Origin of the sequence: Roseobacter sp. HKCCA0434, from assembly GCF_032464675.1 — a bacterium.
Taxonomy (GTDB): domain Bacteria; phylum Pseudomonadota; class Alphaproteobacteria; order Rhodobacterales; family Rhodobacteraceae; genus Pontivivens.
The window spans coordinates 44,805-66,402 of sequence record NZ_JAWDKL010000020.1 but is presented as its reverse complement, the minus strand read 5'-3'; the positions used below and the strand labels follow the sequence as shown (position 1 = coordinate 66,402).

The window sequence follows — 21,598 nt, the reverse complement described above, 5'->3', positions numbered from 1 at the left end:
CTGAGTTCGGCAGGCGCTCTGGCGGTGTCTCAGCACGGCGGCTCCGCCGCCATCCGTCCGAAGGTCGGCGGAGCCGGAATTCGGAAAGGCACGTCTATACGCTTTGCGCGCGCAAAGCGAAATTGGACGCCCCGAAGGCAAGATGCAGCGGCCTGATCGAGGCCTCTCCGCAGCCGCACAGCGGCCCATCCGTCCAGCTGTCGGCGAAAGCCGAAATCTGGAAAGGCGCGCTTATACACAAATCTCCGATTTGCTCGATTGGAGGGTCCGGGCCGCGCTGGATCGCGCCGGTGCGGCGACGCTGTCGGGGCCGGACCGGGAGGCAATCCGCTCCGGGTCTGACGGCGGGGTGACGTCAGGTTGCGGCCATCCTGCTGTCAAAGTGGCCGCGAAACGTCCGGCAGTTTGCCTGTCATTTTGGCGGGCGTTCCGCCTGTCATTCTGCCCGGTATTTTGCCGGACAAAATGCCAGGCAATTCGTCAGGCGTTTCGCCTGTCAGTCTGCCTGTCGTTTTGACAGGCAAAACGCCTGTCAGAACGCCCGTCATTCTGTCGGGCAAAATGACAGGCACTTTGCCCGACAGATGCGCACCGCGCCTGCAGCCCTCCAAAGTCGGTCGCAGGAAAATCCCGTCCTGGGGTGCATCCCGGACCCTGCCGTGCCATGCTCGTCCGCATGACCTGACCCTCGTCCCTTCAACGCGCACCGCCCGCGTGCAGATCCCCTGCCCGTGGCTGGACCGGTGTGCCTGACGAGAGGACATGTCATGACGAAACCCGACCTTCCCGCCATCCGCGCCCGCCGCCTCGATCTGGAGGCAATGGGCAGCTCTGGCATGGAGCTGGCACACCAGGCCGATCTCGGCCCGGTCCTGATCCGGCGCCACGGCCGGATCGCCTATGTCGCACTCACCGAAGAACTGTTCGAGCGGGTCTGGCCGATCAGCCAGCGCGCCCTGCCGATCGAGGAGATGCCGGAGCGGATCGCGGCCCTGTTCGAGCAGGCGCTGGAGGAGCTGCTGGCCGGGGACGACACGGACTGATCCGCCGCCATCCGGACGCACACCGGAAGGCTGCCGCACCGGGCGGCGGCCTCCAGGCTCCAGGCGGTCCAATCACGGTTTGCGCGAGCAAAGCGTATAGACGTGCCTTGCCAGAAATTTGCAAAATTCCTGGCTGCGGATCGGCGCTCCGACGGGTAGGTTGAGGACAGTTCAGAGGGTGGGGAAAGGCGTATTAGGGAAGCGGTCGCCGGTGCCCGGAATTCGCCGCCTGATCCTGTTGCAGATACGAGGACATCGCCGATGGGCACATCCACCGCCGCCGAGAACCAGAAGCGCTTCGTCGCCGCGCGCAAGGCCGAGGGTCTGCGCCGCCTTACCCTCTGGGTCCGTCCCGAGGATGCGGCAGCGCTGAAGGACATTACGCGGCAGCCTCACGCCATCGCCGCCCTACGGGACCGCGTCACGGCCGAGGTCGAGGCGGAGCTGCGGCCCGGTATCCTCGCGAGGGTCCGCGCGGAGCTCAGCCGCAAGACCCGCCGGGCCATGCTGGTGCAGGAACGGGCTCGCGCCCGGACACAAGGAGCGGGCAGCAACCGCCCGCCCGATGCCGTGCGCTTCACGCGCAAGCCGGACCGGGCGGAGCGCGACCTCATCAAGGCCGCAGGCTGGCTCTACGACCCCGTCAGCGCAATCTGGCACCTCCCGGAGGATCCGGCCTCTTGGCCGCTCACCGACGCGCTGCTGGCCGTTCTGGAGCGGCACGGCGTGGAGCGGTTGGAGGTGGGGCTGTACGAGGGAGGGGCGTAGGAGGGGGATCGGCGTCAGGGCCGATCCGGCGACCTGCGCTATCCGGTCATCAGGCGTGCGGCGATTTCGGCAGGCGCAGCATCGTGCGGTCGTGGTCGTCATAGTCCAGCCAGGGGTAGAGCTTCTGTGCTTTCTTGAAGCTGCCATCCTTCATGTGGACGAAGTATTCGTTGGCCGGTGGTCGGTTGGACTGATCGTTGAAGACCGCGCCGTTGGTCGGGCGCCACAAGGGAAATGTCACTCAGGTCTTACCGCGCGCTCGCATGATACTTACTCATGCCTGACCCCGTCCGCGCTTCGAAACCTGGCCGACAAATATTCAGCTCAATCGAGGGCATTCCAGGCGCTGGTAAATCCGGCCAATGACACGACCGGTTCGACCGGTGTGCGGGCCGCGTCGAAGAAGGTGACCTTCATCCGGTTGCCACGTTGCATGGAGCGAAGCAAATCCGCCTGCAACGGGACGCCTGCATGACATCCGTTCATGTCGCAAATCTCGAACGGGACCACGATTTCAGGGCCGGAATCGATGCGATACCGCCAGCCGGGGCCCAGCAAGATCCCCAAGGGAAAGCTGACCAGAAGTGTCGGCTCGTCCCCTCCGAAGACCTTGACCTGAAGGATGACGCGCCCTGTAGCGGGTTGCGCGACGGCTTGCGACATGCGGCAGGGCTGGTCTTGCTCGCAGAATACCTGCCAATCGGTGAAAATCCGCGCCAAGGAGCTCGCCTCCGAAATGCCGGATTCGAAGCGTGTCTGCTGTGCCTGCGCAGGTGTAGCGCTCCATGTCATCAGGCAACCCAGGATACCGGCAAGCAAGATATTTGCTGCGCGGGATTTCAAAGGATGAATTGCCAACTTGATTGCCCCACAGATTTACTAGAGGAAAGCCCCGATCCGTTAACCCTTTTCGGGAGGCTTGACCAGATGACTTGCAAGAGCACAGCCGCGCAAGAAACGGATTTTAGGCGACGCTTCAGACCAGTTGCGGGTAGCCGTGCGTTGATGTTGACGCTTTTGGCACTGGTCACGCTTTACACCCCGTTCTCCGCTGTCGCGCAGCCGATCGTTTCCGATGGCGGGACGGCGACCGGGATCACCATCGGATCCGCCGGTCTCGTGACCGTCGATATCGCGCCGGCGAACTCGGCGTCGATCAGCCACAATACATATTCGGCATTCTCGGTCCCGGCCGCTGGTGTCGATCTCGACAACAGCGGTGTGCAGGCAGGCACGATTATCAACGAGGTGACGTCTACCCGACCGACCGATATCGAAGGCCGATTAAGAATTGTCGGTCCTCAGGCGGATGTGATCGTTGCCAATCCCAATGGCATCAGTGTCAACGGCGGCGAGTTTCGCAATACCGGGAACGTGGCGCTTGCCACAGGCACATTGCAGTACGACGCGGCCGGGCAGGTCGCGGCAACCGTTACAGATGGTGCAATCGAGGTCGGCGCGGGCGGTCTGAGCGGTACGATGGAGGAGCTTGCACTTGTGTCGCGCGCCCTCAGGATCGATGGCCCTTTGGAATTCGACGCCACCGAACCCGGGTCTTATCTCAACGTAATTGCGGGCCGGGGGACGGTGAGTTTCGACCGCGTCCGCAATGGCTTCGGACAGGACGGGACCGGACAGTTGCCTTGGGCGGTTGTCGGCAATGGCAATTCTGGGGCCACGGATGCCGTGATCGTCGATATCACAGGCAACGGATCTGTCACTGCGGGTCGGATTGGAGTGACAGTAACCGATCGGGGAGCGGGTGTGCGCTTCGCTGGCGATCAGCTTGCGGCATCAGGAGGATTTCGCCTGACGTCATCGGGCACGCTCGAACTGACCGGCGCATCGGTCGTGGCGGACGGTTCTGTAAATATTTCGGCAGGCAATATCGATCTGACTACCGCATCGGGCCAACAGCCTCGGATCGCGTCAGAGACCAGCGGCGTCACAATCCTGGCGCAGGACGGAGATATCGACCTGGGTGCGGCCTATGTTTCGGGACGGACTGTCTCATCCGACAATCTGGCATCCTCGGGTGGTGTCACGTTTTCGGCAACAGGCGATATCGTCGCCTCTGGTGGAAATGCACGGATCGTCTCTGATGCCGGTGATCTGCCAAATGCCCAGAACACCAGCAATGTCGTGCTGACGGCCGATGGTCGTGTCGATCTGGAAGGCGTGGACATTACCGGTACTGACGATCTGCGCATAACCGCCGGAGGGGCGGTGCTGTTCACGAACAGCGTCGGCGAGATCGGTGGCGATATCAGGATATTCTCGAACAGTCGGCTCGCCTTCGACGCATCTTCCATGATGGCACAAAGCGACATTCGCCTCGATGCTACCGAGCTGAGTTTCGGAACCGCGGATCCGACCGAAGCGCGCAGTGAACTCGTCGCTGCCAATGGTGGCTTCACCATTCGGGCGCGCGCGGGTGATGTCATCAATCATGGCAGTCTTCTGCAAGGCAGGATTGCGACACTCAACGATCCTGAATCGCGCGGTGGGATGACGATCTATTCCAGCGGAGACGTATTGAATCGCAGTCTGGCGATCGATCGGTTGGCCGTCGCATTCGGAGAACAGGACAACCTCTACATCGAAGCGGGTGGCGATATCCGTAACGAAACAGGACGGCTATTCTCGAATGCCGGTATCGTCGCCACTGCGGGAGGCGATATTCTGAACGAAACGATGTTCACTGCCGAGACGGCACCGCTGAGCGTGGTGAGGAGCCGCGGTGCCCGCTTCGCCACTTCCCTTTTCCTGAAACGCTCCAGCACAACGCGTGTGTCCGCGGACTTTGGCGATCGGGCTATTTCCGGAGAACAGTCCTTTATCCTGGGCGTCGGAGATGTGTCTCTCGATGCGCGGAACATCCTGAATACCGGCGCGGATATCACAGGCGCCGACGTTGTCCTGACGGCCGGAGAATCGATTTCCAGCAATGCCCGTCAGATTGGACAGGTCCATTTTCGCCAAAGCTGCAAATGGTTCTGCAGCACATCCGGGCGTTCCACCCTGAGCTTTGTCGGTGGGACGATTACAGCATCCAGAACTCTTTCATTGACCGCCGGCAATGGTATCAGCAGCCTTGCAGGCACGCTGACCGGCGCTGACGGTATTACGATTGCGGCGCCCTTGACGCAGTTCGTGCCGGCCTTCTCCCCACAGTTGATCGAACATCCGGCTGGTTTGACCGGCGGGTTCAGGGGGCATCGCGGTTATCTGGCCGGTGCATATGACTACGGGACTTTGCAAAGCCCTGCAGGCGACATCGCGATCGACGGTGATGCGGATCTGGGAGCTGCGACCCTGATCGCAGCGGGAACCGTCAGAATTACAGGAACGCGTGTTGAGTCTACGGTTCCCGACCTCCCTGTTCTGTTCGAGCGTCGCCCGCTCGGCCTTCTTTGGAACCTTCTCGACTGATGCAGATTTTCCGAGTTGCTCTGGTCGCCATAGGAATGGCGTCGGCGGGCTTCCCGATTGTGGCGCAGGAGGCTGACCAGGGCGCCCGCCTTCTGGAGGAAACCCTTCGCGAGCGTGAGATCGAGGCACTGGCCCGCAGTCAGGCGGGCCAGGAAATTTCAACGCCGGACATCGAGGGGCCGGTCGCGGAAACGCCCTGTTTTCCTGTCGATACAATCACGGTGATGGGCAACACGGTCTATACCGAAGCGGAGCTAGCGTCCGTCGTGTCTGCGTTTTCGGGACAATGTCTGGGCGAGACCAGCATCGGTAACCTGCTGGCCGGTATAACCGCCCTCTATGCGGATGCGGGTTATATCACCACCCGTGCCTATGTACCCTCGCAGGACCTCAGCACCGGAGGGCTGAGCATCGATGTGCTCGAAGGTCGCATCGAGGCCTACGAGTACCAGCGATCGGAGACATCCGACATGGCGAACCCGGACGGGCCGCTCGGTATCGGCAGTGTTATGCCGCAACGGCCGGAAGAGGTGTTTCAGCTGCGTGACCTGGAACATGGGCTTGAACAGATGAACCGGCTTCGATCCACCGAAGTGAATGCCAACCTGATTGCCGGAGAAGCGCCGGGCACCAGTCGTATCGTGCTGACGGAAACGCGTGTCGACGCCGTCCGCGGAACGTTCGGGATCAATACGCAGGGCGATGAGATAACCGGTCGTCGCCAGGTCAGCTTTGGGTTGGAAGCCGACAATTTACTCAGCCTCTACGATACCTGGTCTCTGAGATATTCCGGGTCGCGTGACAGCAATGCACTCGCCTTCGGGGTCTCCGCCCCCTACCGCCGATGGCTTTTTTCGCTGAACGGATCCTATTCGGAAGAGCTGACGCCAGTGACAGCGAACTCCGATCTGTTCACCCAGACGGCCAATGCCAATCTGACGGTAGAGCGATTGCTGTTTCGGGATGCGCGGTCGAAATATTTCGCCCATGCAACGCTGTCGAGTTATTGGAACGAGCGATATATCAATATTGCTGCGCTGACGCCGCAGCACCGTTCCGCGTTCCGGGTCGGTCTGCGGCAGGAACATCGGTTTGAGGATGCGGTCATTCTGATGGATACGGCGCTGTCCGTCGGCACGGGAGCGCTTGGTGCTGACCGGGATGCATCCAATCTTCCCGCGGGCAGTCCACGAACCGATTTTACGGCGCTGGATGCCAGTCTGACATATATCCGTCCTTTGGAAAACGGGCGCCAGTTATCTGTATCGGCCGTCGGGAAACTGTCCAATCGACCGCTCTTCGGCAATGAGCAGCTTTCTATCGGCGGCTGGAATTCCGTAAGAGGATATGAAGGTTCGGGCGCGGGAGGCGATAATGGTCTGTATGTGCGAACAGAACTCGCGTTCCCGACGATCGCCATCGATGCTGATGGCTGGACCGACTTTTCGGCCATGCGGGAATTGGACCTGTTCCGTGATATTCGGGGAGGTATTCGGCCATTTGCCTTCCTTGATGCCGGGTATGTACATAGCCGGGCGACGGAGCGCGATACGTCGCTCGCCGGTGCGGGGATCGGGATTTCGGCCCAACTTGGCAGAACAACGCTGAACGCAACGCTTGCCACACCTCTTCTGGATGCCGACGGCCACGATGCCGGGAGCTTGCAAGCTTATATCGGCATCGAAGTGAAGGCTTTCTGATCGCGAAGCCTTTTAAATCCAAAAAACATCTCGACAGTTCTGTTGTGAGATTGTTACCTGCGGCAGCCGGACAGTCAGTCATAAAATTCTGGAAAGATACGAGCCTCAAGATGGGTGTATATCCGGAATATATCTGCTCTGTGCGAATTCACACATCGGTCATTCACATGCTGTGCTCCTACTCCGGTAAAGCAGTCTGGTCTGTCGGCAGGATTTCGCGACAGGATACGAATCTGGCGCAGAACTACACCGCGATCTCAACAGAACGATACTGAACGAAGGAAACTGACATGATCAGTCTGCGTCTCCCGTCACGGGGTCTTGTGCGCAAAGTCTTGCATGGTTTTGTCACGCTCATTTCTTCGGTATCGGTCGTCGCCAGCTCGGTATCGGTTTCATATGCGCAAACCATCATCGTGGATCCGTCTGCTCCGGGCTCTTCCTTCCTGCAATCGAGCAACGGTACGCCACAGATCAATATCGAGACGCCGCAAAGCGGTGTTTCGCTCAATCGGTTCGATGAATTCAGTATCGGCGATGACGGGGTCATCCTGAACAATGCGACATCCGGTGGTGTAAGTGTCATCGGCCAGAACGTGACGGCGAACCCGAACCTGATGGTGTCAGGGCCGGCAAGCACGATCGTGGCGGAGGTCACCGGCGCTGCCCCCTCCAACATGACCGGAACAACCGAGGTTTTCGGAACCCAAGCCTCCGTCATCATCGCCAATCCCAACGGGATCGTCTGCAATGGCTGCGACTTTCTGAATACGACAAGTTCGACCCTGACCACAGGTCGGCCCATCGTCAACGGCCCGGATGTCGACCTCGCTGTCACCGAGGGTACCGTCACGATCGGGCCCGATGGTTTCCAACCTGGCGCGCAGGGGGGCGTTATCGGGCGACATGTCGTGCTGACAGGTCCCATTGTGACCTCGGGACAGGGCGCGGAAAACGATCTCTTGGTGTCGGGCGGGGCGCAACGCGTCCAAGGGCTGGATGGAGCTGATCTATCCTCGGCATCCATCGTTGCCGCACCGAGCACGGTTTCCAGAACCTCACCCTTCGCGATCGATGCGGGCGAGAATGGACGGCTGGAGGGTGGCGACGTTGTCGTCCGCAATACGGAAATCGGCCAGGGCGTAAACCTCTACGGTGCTGTCGACGGGCGTTCTCTTACGGCCTCCTCGGGGGGCAATCTTTTCTACAGGGATGCCCGCATCGATGGCACGGTTTCTCTTTCGGGAGATGAATTGCGGCAATACGGAACGCTCGGGGCCGGTGGCGATGTCCGCATTAACGGGCGAGCATTCACGCTATATGATGGACGCGTTATTGAAACGTCCGGCGATATTGAGATCTCGGGCGAAGAGTTCGTCGTTATCGCGGGCGAAGTCTCGGGCGGAAATATCGAGATCGATGTCAGCGCGGGGACGTTGACCAATACCGGTTTCCTGATGGCCGATGGCGATCTGACCGTTGTTGCGGGTGAGGATTTCAGGCAGCAGCGCCAGATTGCCAGTGAGTATGACACCGCTATCGATCCGGCGCTGCAAAACTATATCGACGCTTACCTGGCCCAGCTGGCCGCAGGCGGTCCCGAAGCCGATATTGCGGCGGAAATGATCGCGCGTGCGGGCGCGCACGAGCTGGTCGCGGAATATGCAGACCAGGGCGCGACCTCGACGGGAACCCAAGTTTCCATCGATGCTGTCGGAGGAAGCATACTGAACATAGGCGGTGCGATCGCCGGTACAGACGATGTCACGCTGGCCGCCGATATCGATGTGATCAACCGTTCATTGTCTTTGCGTCGAAACGGCACCTGCGATGGAAGCGATTGCGGCCCGCATATGGAGTTTCATTCAGCGGAGATCCTGTCGGGGGGTACGCTTACGGCAATTGCGGGCAATGACATCCGCAATGAGGCAAGCAATATCGGTGCCGCCAGCGACATCGTCCTGTCTGCTGGTCGCGACATCGTCATCACGCTCGATAACTCTGAAGTCAAAACCCATACATCTGACTCGTCGGGATATGTCACGGAGCACATCGACGCTGTTCTCCAGCCGGCGCAGGTTCTGTCCTTGCTGGGCGATGTCAATCTTGAGGCTGGTCGGGGCGTTCAGATCATAGGATCCCTTGTTTCGGCTGGCGGCACTCTGGAAATAGATTCAGGAAATTATGCGTGGGTTCACTCGCGCGCAACGAACGATTCTTATGATCTTTTAGGGCTTGCTAGGCAAAACTACTGCCAAGAAAGATATATCCCATCGTATCTATGGCAATGTGTTTGGATACTAGATGCACTGAATTCATCTAATGCGGGAGCTTTTGCGGTTCTATCGGCCGAAAATATACTAGTATCGGCCGAAAATAATATAAGTATATCAGCGCCAAAAATAGAATCAGAAAATTCTATCAATATCATCTCCGAGAGTGGAGATATTCGTATTTCGGATATGAACCAATTTGGATCGAGCGACAGATCCGTTGACGATTTTGCTGAGATATCAGGACGCCAGGCGAGCGAGCTTTTCAGCAAACCTCTGACTGACGAGGAAGAGGATTCGGCCTCCGATTATCTGATGTTCTTGCAGTTGAACGAATTGATGACTGCTGTAGAGGCGCTGCGCCGTGCCGATGGCGGCACGGACATCAAAGAGAGCGCAAGGACCGTAGGAGCCCAGTCCTATACCTCCTTGGTCGACGATGCTGGAAGTGAAGCTGCGAGCGCGGTCGCTGCGGCGCTTGAAACCGATTGGGACATGCACGAAGCGGATCTTGCTGCCAATCAGGCGGAGATATCTGGCATCCACGATGACTTTCGTACTGGGCTTGCTGCACTAGTAGCGGATTTGGAAATGCCGGACGAAGCACGGCAGCGAATGCTTGATGAAGAGATAGAAAAAGCGAGCATCTATTATAACGAAAGAATCGAAAACGAAAATATACTACATCAATATCGTTTAGATAGCATAGAGGCGCAGCATCAATCTTTAGTAGATATATATTACGATGCGTACATAGTGTATGGTCAAGAAACTTGGAATTATGTGCATCAAACCCTTATAGATAACAAAAATTATCAGTTAGAATATGCAATCATCCAATATGATGAGCAATTAAACTATGCAGCGTCCGATCTGCAATACGAGATTGCGCAAGCAAGGGTAAGAATTGCGGAAATCGACTTCGAGGCTGATCTCGTAGCGCTACGGCAGGAATTCGATGCGCAGCGGAGCCAGCTTCAGTCCAGCTATGCCGAGCTGTCCGCGCAGCGTGACCAAGCCTTACAAGCTGGTCTTCGGAACGTCGAAGCTGTCATGCAGGCACAAGCCGAGATTGATGGACTGCGCAGTCTCGCCGTGGCGAGAGACAGCGTGGACATCGGCGCGGAGTCGCTGGCACGGGCTCTGACCGATCAGGCATTTCCTGACCTGATGACGGCAGATATATCCACTGTCCTGCCCGCATTGTCCGACAACAGCGCGGAGCGCGATGCCTTCCTCTCCGCCACCGCGCAGCATTTCAGTACGGGTGCGAACGCTGCCGGTCTGTTGTTCTCGGAGTTTCCGTCAACCCAGATGATAGCCAATGGTGATGGGCTCAGCCTGAGCGCCGCTGGCGTTCTGCGCCTGGAAGAGGCGTATCTGTCGACCGATGGGCATCTCAATCTGTCCACGCTCGGAGATCTCACCCTTCACAGAGTGACGGCCAATTCCAATTCGGTTGGCGGCACAATGGCGCTAACGGCCGGAGAAGATATCGAGGCGAGGGGCACCTCGATCCAGACCGCCGGAGATTTGCTGATCAGAAGCGGGCTTGGCGATGTCGACTTCGGGGCTACCCCCCACGCTTACGATCGCGTGACCGGGTACGACAATGTCGTCGGGGTGTTGTCGGACGGTATCTGGAACACGGACCACCATCTGCTGTCACAGGAACTCTCGACACTTCATGCCGACGGGGACCTGATCATCCATGCCGGTGCAGGATTGGAGATAGATGGATTGTCAGAAGAGGCTCTTGCCCAGCTGACGCGCGGCAACCTGATTCTCGGAGGAGTCGGCGGTACGATCGGCGGCGACGCGATCCTGACAGCAAACCGGGATATCGGCTTCCTCGCGCCCAGGTCCGAAATCGCCTATTCGACCGGAGACAGCCGCAATGGCACCAATATGGTCGATATCCAGCCGCATGTCACCGACCTGTCGGTCGCGGGCAACTTCACCGCCTCCGCCGGCAACAACATGCTGCTCGAAGGTACCATAATCGACGCGGGCGGGACGCTGGACCTGAGTGCCGAGCACGACATCATGCTGTCCGCAGCACAGGAGATCTATCAGTATAATTCACGCTCCTACAGCAGGAAGTGGTACCGCAAAAAACGAACCAGCCGCTCGATCCTGACCATCACCCACGACGGAACGGACCTGTTATCGGGCCTGCAGATGGATATAGAGTCGCAGACAGGCGATCTGATCCTCGCGGGCAGTTCGTTGATCAGCGAAGGTGGCGACATCAACCTGTCGGCGACCGAAGGCAACATTCTCGTGGGTGCCTTCACGGATGTGCATCAGGATCAACGCCGCAAGAGCCGTTCCTATCTTGGAGGACTGATTTCGTCCTCCAGTTCGAGCTTCAGAGATATCGCGACGAGTACCGGATCGTCGTTGCTGGCGGAGCTCGACCTCAACATTCTATCCGGTGGCAATACCGAGCTGGTGGGCGCGCAACTTTCAGCCGGTCATAACCTGAATTTCGATGTAGGCGGCGATCTCCATGTTCGCGCGGCAATCGGCTCCGTCAGGGAGGAAAGCTTTTCGTCCAACACCGGTCTCGTTCTGGCAACGACAGAAACCGAACGATCGAACCGGGAAACCGCAGTCCTGACAACGATGAGCGCAAACGGCGATATCAGCTTCTCGGTCGGCGGCGATACGTATCTGACGCTCTACAACAGCCCGGATCAACAAAGCCTCAGTGTTGCCGAACTCTATCCCGAAGAACTGGAAGCGCTGGCCGGATTGATCCTGCTCGATCAGGATCTACTCGACGAATATTTCCATGACGAGACCAAGACACTCTCGCCAGCATTCACGATGGTGCTGACCGTCGCGCTGACATCCGGCTTCGGAAGCGTGCTTGCCAATGCAGGCGTACAAGGCCTGACAGTTACGAATGCCGCAACGGGTGTAACCTCGCTCACCAATGCTGGTCGGGCAGTCGCCTCTCTCGCGGCTTCGACCACCGTTGGCATTGCCAATGGAACGGTCTCGGGAGAATTGGATTTCGAAGAAATCCTGAGAAATGCCGCGGTCTCGGCCGGCACCAGCTATCTGGCAAATTCGATCAACCTCCAGGCCCTGGGTCAGGGAGAGCTGGGCCTGGAGGCGGGAGCGCAGGGTCAAATCGCGCGCTTGGCATCCGGCGAGTTTGACGGCCTGACGCTTTTCAGCGGTGGTTGGGATCCGAGCATGACCACGTCGGTTTTCGGATCGGGCCTTACGGCGGCGAATGTTTTGGAAGGCGCCTTCGATGCGAGCCTGACCGCAGGCATCCAGACGGTGACAAATGGCGGCGATTTCGGTGAGGCGTTCAGGGGCTCCTTCGTCAGCTCGGTAGTGGCACTCGGGCTTGCCGACGCGCAAACCGGGATCGGCGATATTTTCGCGGGGGAACACGGCGGAGAAGGCTCGCTGGGCCATGTCCTGCTTCACGGGCTCGCCGGTTGCGCCGCCGCCGAACTGCAAGGCGCCGATTGCAGCGCAGGCGCCGCAGGCGGAATTGCAGGAGCGATCTACGCAGGTGGCCTAGAAAACACAGAGCTCAGCGACGAACAACAACGCCAGCGCGCCGAACTGATCGGCGCAGTGAGTGGTTGGATGTTTTCAGGCGGCGCAGCAGAGAATGTCGCAGCGTCTGCCAGCACTGCCTTGTCTAGTATGATTAATAACCGGCAACTTCATGAAAATGAAAAGGAAATTCTAAGCGATATGCTTGGAAGACCGATTGACGATGCCGATTTCGATATGATTGATACTGTATCAAGTTCGGAACGTGAGACATTGGCGGCAGCTTGTGCGCTAATTAAGTGCTCAGCTCATCTTTCGGTAAATCATCCAAACTATACCTCACGTGTGGCACTGGAGCGTGAGGGATGGCAAAATCTGGCTGAGATCCGGCGCTTGATGCAAGCAGGTAATACCTTACTTGGCTACGACGTCCAAGCTGAGCATGGTCATCTCTATCTTGGTGGGATCGTAGAGCGAGGAAATGTTGGTTTTGACATTGGTGCCTTTCTTTATACAGGAACCGATGCACGCTATGATTGGTCGTCTTCTGCTGGCCACGATATTTACGGGCAGAGATCCTCGCCCCCACAGGCCTTTTTGGACGGGCTATTAAGTCTAGCCTCAGATCCGTCTCAACTCTGGCACGGCCTTGTCGATGAGGTCCAAGGCACAGCAGAGGTTTGGGCCGCAGTTTTTGCTAATGCGGACATTTCCGATGTAGGAGAGCAACTGGCTCTTAAGCAAGCATTGCGCGGCATGGATTATGCAGATGCTGCGACCTTGGCCTATCTCAATGGCGGACTGTCAAACGAAGAGTTCCGTCAAACGCTGACTGATACTGCTCAGGCCGCCGTGTTACTCCAAACGATCGTTGCGGGATATGCTGCTGGTGGGTACTCACTCGCTCACAACACCCTAGTACCAAGGACAGTAACTGCCTCTAAGCTCTATGCCTCAAACGGAGGAGTGTTTGACTTTGACCGTGGGCGTACAGCAGGTAGCTATAATGCCCTCAATCCTGGACCTCTTGATGACAGTCTCGCAGAAACATTTTCTGGTGGCCGTTACAATGAAGTGGTACTGACTGAAGATGTTGTTTTGCACCGCGCTGGGACGGGTGATAGACCGCTTGGCCAATTTTTCACTCAGCAACCCGCAGATAGCATCCTGAAAACCCGCATAGACAGTGCAGTGCTGCCTACTTGGCCAGGCGGTGGGACATCTCCAATAGACTCGACATTTGAAATACGTATCCCAGCTGGGACAAGCGTCTATGTTGGAGAAGTCAGTTCTCAGGGTGGGGTATTTGTAGGTGGAACGCAGCAGATTGTGGTTCCTCGGCCTTGGGAAATCGACGGTGTGGAAGTCTTATCGAGGTCACCACTGCCATGAATGACACTAAGTTGATTCGCGCTGAAGCAATTCTCGCAGAGATGGCGCAGATTTTTTTCGCAGAGAACGACGCTTCTCCTTGGGGAAAAAAACTTAGTTCTCTCGCTCAAAATAAAACCATGCATCCAGACGATTTTAGAAGTCAGATAAAAAGATTTTACGGTGGTATGGGTTCTTTGAATGATATTGTCTTGATCGCTCCCAATGGAAAAGTCGATAGGGAAGCAAACGTAAGGTTTTCTAAATTAAAAAATGAACTATATCAATTAATATTTCAAACATAATTTAGTAGTTACTGATATTTTTTATTGATCTGCCACGGGATTTTTTCGTCCATCATCGATTAGAGTTCGGTCTAACTTGAAGACAGACAATGAAGCGAACGAGATTCACGGACGAGCAGATCATCGGCATCCTGGCCGAGCATGAGGCGGGTGCGAAGTGCGCTGACCTGTGCCGCAAGCACGGCATGTCGGAGAGCACTTTCTACAACTGAAAGGCCAAGTTCGGCGCCATGATGGTGCCGGAGGCCAAGCGGCTGAAGGCGCTCGAGGATGAGAACGTCAAGCTGAAGAAGTTGCTGGCCGAGCAGATGTTGGATCTGGCCGCTATGAAGGAACTGGTATTAAAAAAAAGTGGTGACGCCGGCCGTGAAGCGCGAGGCGGTCGCGCACCTAAAGGCCCGGTTCGGGTTGTTAGAACGGCGGGTGTGCCGGATTGCCGGGGCGGATCGCAAGATGATCCGCTACTAGGCGCAGCTTGCCCCGGATATGGATCTGCGGGGCCGACTGTGGGAGTTGGCCAACGAGCGTCGGCGGTTCGGCTATCGGCGGCTCTTCGTGCTGCTCCGCCGCGAGGGTGAGCCTTCCGGCATCAACCGGATCTACCGCGAGGAAGGGTTGACGGTGCGCAAACGCAAAGCACGCCGCAAGGCTGTCGGGACACGGGCACCGATCCTGGTCGAGGCGCGGCCCAATGCCCGGCCCTCTCGGCAGATTTGCAATGCAAATCGCCTGCCGGGCGGTGGGATCATTGAATTTCGTCCATGACCAGTTCGCCAACGGCCAGCGCTTCCGGGTGCTCAACGTGGTCGACGACGTCACCAGGGAATGCCTCGCCGCGATCCCGGACACCTCGATCTCGGGGCGCCGTGTGGCGCGAGATTTGACCGCTCTGATCGAGCGTCGCGGCAAAACCGGCGTGATTGTCAGCGATAATGGGACGGAGCTGACCACAGACGCCATCCTGCGGTGGTGTTCCGAGCACCGGATCGAGTGGCACTACATCGCGTCCCGCTGCCCGGCAGCGGTTTGCTTGCAAACCGCGAAAGGGGCAAACCCATGCAGAACGGTTTCGTCGAAAGCTTCGATGGGCGGATGCGCAACGAACTGCTCAACGAGACGATGTTTAGCAACTTGGCACATGCGCGCGTCGTGATCGCGGCTTGGGCCGCAGACTACAACACCGAGCGTCCGCATTCGGCATTAAATTACCAGACCCCGGCTGACTACGCGCGGACCCTGACCACCGCAATCGCCCGCCCCGCTGCGCAAGATAAAAGCTCCGTGCGTCGGGCGATTGCTCAACCTGCGTCGATCGGCGTAAATACCAACCGGGCTCCGGTCGCGGCTAATTGAAAGATTTGTGGCAGGTCAGCGGTTATCAAGCCTATAATCTTTGCTAATCGAGTAGAAAGCTGTAATTCATGGTTGATTTTAAAAAGTTGCGGGAGTCGAAGGCTAAGCCGAAACCCCACAACCCGCGCGAGATTTTCAACGCTCTGCCCAAGCCGCCGGGTATTAACGATCTATATGCCAGTCAGGCAGAAGTGTTAGATGCTTGGTATCCTCGGCGTGAAGAGAAGGACGTCGTCGTCAAGCTGCACACCGGTGGAGGCAAGACACTAGTCGCGCTCCTGATGGCCCAGTCAGTCATGAACGAGATTGGTGAGCCGGTACTTTATCTCGCTCCGACGAACCAACTTGTTGAGCAGGTCTTAGCCAAGAGTAAGGAGTACGGCATCGCTGCACTGCCCTACACCAGAGGTCAGCCGCTGCCAGCCGAGTTCCACGACGGCAAAGCCGTGCTGGTGGGCTCCTACGAGACGCTATTCAACGGCCGCAGCAAGTTCGGCGTGCGCGGGTCGGGGCAGGAGGTGGTGAGTGTCGGCGCCATCGTCCTCGACGACGCACATGTCGCCTTGTCGTCCGTCCGCGATGCGTTCACCCTCAACATTTCGGCCAAGAAGCACAAGGCGGTCTACACTGAACTCGCCGACCGCTTCCGTCCAGCGTTCAAAGAGGTCAATCGATCCGGCTCTTTCACGGACATCATCAACGGCAAGGAATTCGGCGTCATCGAGGTGCCGAGCTGGGCGTGGAACCGTAAGCTCGATGAGGTTCAGCAATATCTGTCGGGCGAGGTCGATGACATCGACGCCTTCGTCTGGCCCTTCCTGCGTGATAATCTTGGCGTCTGCCACTGCCTATTCAGCAAGGCGGGCGTCAGCATCACCCCGCTCTTCCCGCCGGTCGATCTGCTTCCAACATTCGACGGCGCCAAGCGGCGGCTCTACATGTCCGCGACGATCGCCGACGATAGCGAGATCGTGCGCACCTTCGGAGCGTCGCAGGAGGCAATCAGCAAGCCGATCACCTCGACGTCGCTGGCGGGCGTTGGCGAGCGCATGATCTTGGTGCCGGGCCTGATGAAGCTCGGCACGCCGATCCTGCCGATGGTCAAAGGTCTTGCCACTAAGCTAGCGGAGGCCGAGCGGGGCGTTGCGATCCTGACACCGTCAGGCGCGGCAGCGGAGGAATGGACGGACGTCGCCGAATATCCGGAGAAATCGTCGGCGGTCGCCGAGAAGGTGGCCGAGATGCAGGCCGGCGACACTTTCGGGCCGCTTGTGCTCGCGAATCGGTACGATGGTATCGATCTGGCCGGAGACGCCTGTCGTTTCCTGGTGATGGACAACCTGCCCCAGGGGACGACCAATTACGACGTGTTCAGGATGAACGTCGTGGCGGACGCGGCGGTTAATTCGCTGCTTGCCCAACGTATTGAGCAGGGTATCGGCCGGGGCACCCGTGGCGGCGCCGACCACTGCGTGATCATGCTGATCGGGACCAAGCTGGTGGGCTGGATCGGCCGCAAGAAGAACCTCGACTTTCTGACGGCGAGCACGCGGGTGCAGCTTAAGATGGGCCAAGAGGTGAGCGAGGCGGTCACGACGCCGAATGAGGTGCGCGAGACTATCCTGAAGTGCCTTAAGCGCGATCCAGATTGGGTCGCCTATCACGCCTCGGAGCTTGCGGACGCCGCGCACGCGCCGCCGATCGATCAGGTGGCACTCAAAGTCGCTGCGGTGGAGCGCAAGGCGTTCAAGCTGCAGCGGCTCGGTCAGTATGAGAAGGCGCTGGCGGCCATTCAGAAGCTTACGGGCGACAAGGCGCTGGCGATGGACGCTCAGCGCCGTGCCTGGCTCGCGGCTTCCGCCGCGCGCATCGCGTTCCAAATGAACGACGACGACAAGGGGCAGGAGCTCCAAACGACCGCGTTCTCGGTCAACAACAATCACAGCCCGCCGCGCACGCGTCCTGCCTATGTGGCGCGCCCCACGCCGGGCAAGCAGGCGGCCGCAATCGTAAAGCGCTTGGCCGAGTACGACCAGCGTGCGGCTATCCTCGCCGATTTCGAGGAGGCGATGAGCGATCTCGTGCCCGAAGCGTCGGCGTCCCGTTACGAGGCGGCACTGGCCGAGTTGGGCGCTTTCCTGGGTTTCGATTCGGAACGGCCAGAGAAGGTGCACAACACCGGTCCCGACGTCCTCTGGCGAACGGACGCGGCCTTCGATTTCGTAATCGAAGCCAAGAGCGAGAAGGACGAGAAGAACCCGCTCTACAAGAAGGATCATGCTCAACTGCTCGAGGCCGAGCATTGGTTCAAACAGGCCTACCCTGGCCGGGACGCGGTGCGGGTCTCGGCGCTACCCGAGGCGGTCGCCGACGAAAAGGCGACGCCGGTCGGCAGCTTTGCCTTCCGGTTGGATGAGGTTACCAAGGTCGTGAGCGCGCTACGGGATGTTCTCGTTGAGCTCGTCGGTGCAGCAGGGGGGGGCGCCGCGTTCGCCGAACACTGCGAGGCGACGCTGGTGAAGGCCAAGCTGAAGCCCGCCATGATCCGTCACACGTTCATGAAGCCATTCGGAACGGCGAAGATGAAAACCCAAGTAGGATCGAGCTACCGCACTCGATGATTCTTGGCGCAGATGAATATAGCGTATCGGGACAGCTGGATGGAGTTACTACAAGCCTCCTGATAGAACCACCTTGTCAAAAACGGTCGTTTTTGGCCGCCTTACCTAATCAGCTTAGGATCAATCGCTTAGCAAGGACAAAAAACCCCAGCAAAAGCTTTGTAGTTTTGACAGGTTTTTGTCTTTGTAAGCCCACGTCCCCTCACCGATAGAGCTCGTCCTCGCCTGGGAAATTGCGCGACCGCACGTCCGCCGCGTAGTCCGACACGGCCTTTTCGATCTGGCCGCCCAGGTCGCCATAGACCCGCACGAATTTCGGAGGGGTGGAGCCGAGGCCCAGCATGTCCTCCAGCACCAGGATCTGGCCGTCGCATTCGGCGCTGGCGCCGATGCCGATGGTGGGGATGGCGACCTGTTTCGTGATGCGCGCGGCCAGCGGTTCGACCATGCCTTCGAGGACCAGGGCGAAGGCGCCGGCCTCGGCCACGGCCTTCGCGTCCGCTTCGTGCGCGGCCCAGGTCTCCTCGTCGCGGCCTTGGGTCTTGAAGCCGCCCATCACGTGGCTCGATTGCGGGGTCAGGCCGATATGGGCCATGACGGGGATGCCGCGCTCGACCAGGAAGCGGATGGTCTCGGCCATGCGCGCGCCGCCTTCGAGCTTCACCGCGCCGCAGCCGGTCTCCTTCATGATCTTGGCGGCGTTGCGGAAGGCCATGTTGGGGCTTTCCTCGTAGCTGCCGAAGGGCATGTCGACGACGATCAGAGCGCGTTTCGTGCCGCGCACCACCGCGCGCCCGTGCATGATCATCAGGTCGAGCGGCACGCCCACCGTCGTCTCCATCCCGTGCATGACCATGCCGAGGCTGTCGCCCACCAGGATGAAATCGGCATGCTGGTCGACGATGGCCGCGGTATGCGCGTGGTAGGAGGTCAGAGAGACGATGGGCTCGCCGCCCTTTCGCCCCGCGATCTGGGGCGTGGTGATGCGGCGGACGGGTTTCTGGGCGCTCATGGGTCGATCTCCCGCTGGTCGATGAGAAGCACGCTGCCGAATTCCGCCGACAGCATGATGGCGAGCCGCCGGTCCACGGGACCCGTGACGGGGGCAAGCCCGTCGGCGGCGGTGATGTCGAGCCCGCGCAAGGTGGCGCGCGGCTCGGCCTTGATCGTGGTGCGGATGACCGCTTCGAGGTCGGCGACGGTGGCCCCGCCCTGCCCCGCGCGGGCCTCGGCCGCGTCGAGCGCCGCGCTCAGCACCGTGGCCGCGGCGCGGTCCTCGGGCGAAAGCCGCACGTTGCGCGAGGACATGGCGAGCCCGTCCGCCTCGCGCACCGTGGGCACGCCGTGGATCTGGATCGGGAAATGCAGGTCGCGCACCATCGCGCGGATCACCTGCAGCTGCTGGTAGTCCTTCTCGCCGAAATAGGCGGCGTCGGGCTGGCAGATGTTGAAGAGCCGCGCGACCACGGTGGCCACGCCGCGGAAATGGCCGGGGCGCGTCTTGCCGTGCAGGCGGTTGGCGAGGTCCGTGGTCTCGACGATGGTCTGGTCGCCGGGGGGATAGATCGTCTCGACCCGCGGCAGGAACAGCGCGTCGATCCCCTCGGCGCGCAGCAGCGCGATGTCCGCCTCGTCGTCGGAGGGGTAATGGGCGAGGTCCGCCACCTCCCCGAACTGGGTCGGGTTGACGAAGATCGTGGCGACCACCCGGTCGTGATCCGCCCGTGCGGTGCGCATCAGCGTGAGGTGACCCTCGTGCAGCGCGCCCATGGTGGTGACGAGGCCGACGCTCTCGCCCGCGGCGCGGAACCCCGCGACGGCCTGGCGGATCTCGGGGACTGAGGTGCAGATCTCCATGGGATCGGGATTACGCGCCGGTCGCGGCTCTGGCAAGCGGGGGCGCGGCGCGACGTTGCGGGGGGTCAGTCGTCGCTGGCCAGCGCCAGCCCGTCCACCACCGCGGTGAAGGCTTGCGCGCGGGCGAGCGTAGCCCCCGGACAGGCGCTGCGGGCCACGTGCTCGACCAGCCCCATCAGGGAGGAGCCGCCGACCAGCACCACCGTGCCGATCTCCGCCGCATCCACGGTGGCGAAGGCGAGGGTCTCGGCGATGGCGGCGCTCAGATCGTCGGCGAACCCGCCCAGCGTCGCGTCGAGCCCCGCGGCGTCGAGCGGGGCTTCAAGCCCCGGTTCTATGACGGCGAGGTCGATGCCGGTCGCCTGATTGCCATTCGCGGCGATCTTGCCGCGCTCCACCGCGAAGGCGATGTCGTGGCCGAGGCGCTGTTCGATCACGTCCCCCAGCCGCTCCAGTTTCTCGGGCTCGACCGCGTCGCGGACCAGGCCCTCGACCAGGCGCTCGGTCTCGCGGGTGTAGAGGAAGGGGATCTTCGCCCAGGTGGCGAGGTCGGCATAGATCCCGTTCGGCACCGGCAGGTGCCCGCCGCCCATGGGGCGCCGAAGCTCCCCGCCATGACCGAGCAGCGGCATGACGTGGCGCATCGACAGCGCCCGGTCGAAATCGGTGCCGCCGAGCCGGATGCCGTGGGAGGCGAGGACCTCCACCTGCCGGTTTCGCGCGCGAAACACCGAGAAATCCGAGGTGCCGCCGCCGATATCGACGATCAGGCCGAGGCCGTCATCATCGCTATCCCCCGCCGCGTGGGCGGCGAGCGCCGCGGCCTCGGGCTCGTAGCGGAAGCGTATGTCGTCGAAGCCCGCCGCGCGGTAGCAGGCCAAGAGATCCGCCTCGGCCCGGCGGTCGCGGTCGGGATCGCCCGAGTGGAAGCGGACCGGGCGGCCCGACAACACGTGGTCGAAGCGCTGGCCGGTCCGCGCCTCGGCCCGCGCCTTCACCTCCCTCAGGAATTCGGTGATGACGCCCGACAGGGTGCGGCGGCGCCCGCCGATCATCCGCTCCTCGTCGATCAGGGCGGTGCCGAGCACGCTCTTGAGCGCGCGCATGTAGCGCCCGTCCTCGCCCGCGATCAGCGCGCGCGCGGCGGCCTCGCCGACCTGCATCGGTCCGCCTTCGGTGGGGAAGAACACGGCGGTGGGCAGCGTGTCGGCCCCGTCCTCCATAGGAATGCGGCGGAGGTGCCCGCCGTCCAGCATCGCGGCGGCGGAGTTGGACGTTCCGAAATCGAGTGCCAGCACCGCGCCCATCGCGATCTCCTCCCCGCATGAGAAAGAGGCGGCGGATAGCGCG

At 60.1% G+C, this 21,598-nt stretch carries 12 protein-coding genes and 1 pseudogene; 8 read left to right on the top strand and 5 right to left on the bottom strand.

The genetic code is table 11. The features are described 5' to 3' along the window. Positions 1-767 precede the first annotated feature (767 nt). Positions 768-1,043, top strand: coding sequence for a hypothetical protein (locus tag RX333_RS12815; RefSeq protein ID WP_316015343.1), 276 nt, complete (start codon positions 768-770; stop codon positions 1,041-1,043). A 261-nt stretch (positions 1,044-1,304) separates the two neighbouring features. Further along, positions 1,305-1,811, top strand: a complete 507-nt coding sequence (locus RX333_RS12810; RefSeq protein WP_316015342.1) for a hypothetical protein — start codon at positions 1,305-1,307, stop codon at positions 1,809-1,811. Positions 1,812-1,860: 49 nt separating this feature from the next. Here the strand turns inward: RX333_RS12810 and RX333_RS12805 are convergent, their stop codons facing one another. After that, the gene (locus RX333_RS12805) at positions 1,861-2,052 is read right to left on the bottom strand and encodes a hypothetical protein (protein ID WP_316015341.1); all 192 of its coding nucleotides are present in this window, start codon (positions 2,050-2,052) and stop codon (positions 1,861-1,863) included. 83 nt (positions 2,053-2,135) lie between these two features. Then, positions 2,136-2,630, bottom strand: coding sequence for an invasion associated locus B family protein (locus tag RX333_RS12800; RefSeq protein ID WP_316015340.1), 495 nt, complete (start codon positions 2,628-2,630; stop codon positions 2,136-2,138). A 108-nt stretch (positions 2,631-2,738) separates the two neighbouring features. Here RX333_RS12800 and RX333_RS12795 point away from each other — a divergent pair, with 108 nt between their 5' ends. The 6 genes and pseudogenes from RX333_RS12795 to RX333_RS12770 all read left to right on the top strand — a co-directional run bounded on the left by RX333_RS12795 (position 2,739) and on the right by RX333_RS12770 (position 18,391). Beyond that, positions 2,739-5,243: a filamentous hemagglutinin N-terminal domain-containing protein gene (locus tag RX333_RS12795; RefSeq protein ID WP_316015339.1), complete on the top strand. Its 2,505-nt coding sequence runs from the start codon at positions 2,739-2,741 to the stop codon at positions 5,241-5,243. Next, a complete protein-coding gene (locus RX333_RS12790) occupies positions 5,243-6,943 on the top strand; it encodes a ShlB/FhaC/HecB family hemolysin secretion/activation protein (protein WP_316015338.1) in 1,701 nt (566 codons plus the stop codon). Before RX333_RS12795 ends, RX333_RS12790 begins: the two co-directional genes overlap by 1 nt. Before the next feature lie 290 nt (positions 6,944-7,233). After that, on the top strand, positions 7,234-14,133 hold the full coding sequence (locus RX333_RS12785) for a filamentous hemagglutinin N-terminal domain-containing protein (RefSeq protein WP_316015337.1): 6,900 nt from the start codon (positions 7,234-7,236) through the stop codon (positions 14,131-14,133). After that, positions 14,130-14,417, top strand: coding sequence for a DUF6966 domain-containing protein (locus RX333_RS12780; RefSeq protein WP_316015336.1), 288 nt, complete (start codon positions 14,130-14,132; stop codon positions 14,415-14,417). Before RX333_RS12785 ends, RX333_RS12780 begins: the two co-directional genes overlap by 4 nt. Positions 14,418-14,506: 89 nt before the next feature. Further along, a pseudogene (locus RX333_RS12775) lies at positions 14,507-15,770 on the top strand (IS3 family transposase). A 68-nt stretch (positions 15,771-15,838) separates the two neighbouring features. Further along, positions 15,839-18,391, top strand: a complete 2,553-nt coding sequence (locus tag RX333_RS12770; RefSeq protein ID WP_316015335.1) for a DEAD/DEAH box helicase — start codon at positions 15,839-15,841, stop codon at positions 18,389-18,391. Between the two features lie 202 nt (positions 18,392-18,593). Here RX333_RS12770 and panB read toward each other — a convergent pair whose 3' ends face one another. The 3 genes from panB to RX333_RS12755 all read right to left on the bottom strand — a co-directional run bounded on the left by panB (position 18,594) and on the right by RX333_RS12755 (position 21,555). Then, positions 18,594-19,403, bottom strand: coding sequence for a 3-methyl-2-oxobutanoate hydroxymethyltransferase (gene panB / locus RX333_RS12765; RefSeq protein ID WP_316015334.1), 810 nt, complete (start codon positions 19,401-19,403; stop codon positions 18,594-18,596). Then, positions 19,400-20,248, bottom strand: a complete 849-nt coding sequence (gene panC / locus RX333_RS12760; RefSeq protein WP_316015333.1) for a pantoate--beta-alanine ligase — start codon at positions 20,246-20,248, stop codon at positions 19,400-19,402. Before panC ends, panB begins: the two co-directional genes overlap by 4 nt. A gap of 65 nt (positions 20,249-20,313) precedes the next feature. Beyond that, positions 20,314-21,555, bottom strand: a complete 1,242-nt coding sequence (locus tag RX333_RS12755; RefSeq protein WP_316015332.1) for an Hsp70 family protein — start codon at positions 21,553-21,555, stop codon at positions 20,314-20,316. Positions 21,556-21,598: the final 43 nt, after the last annotated feature.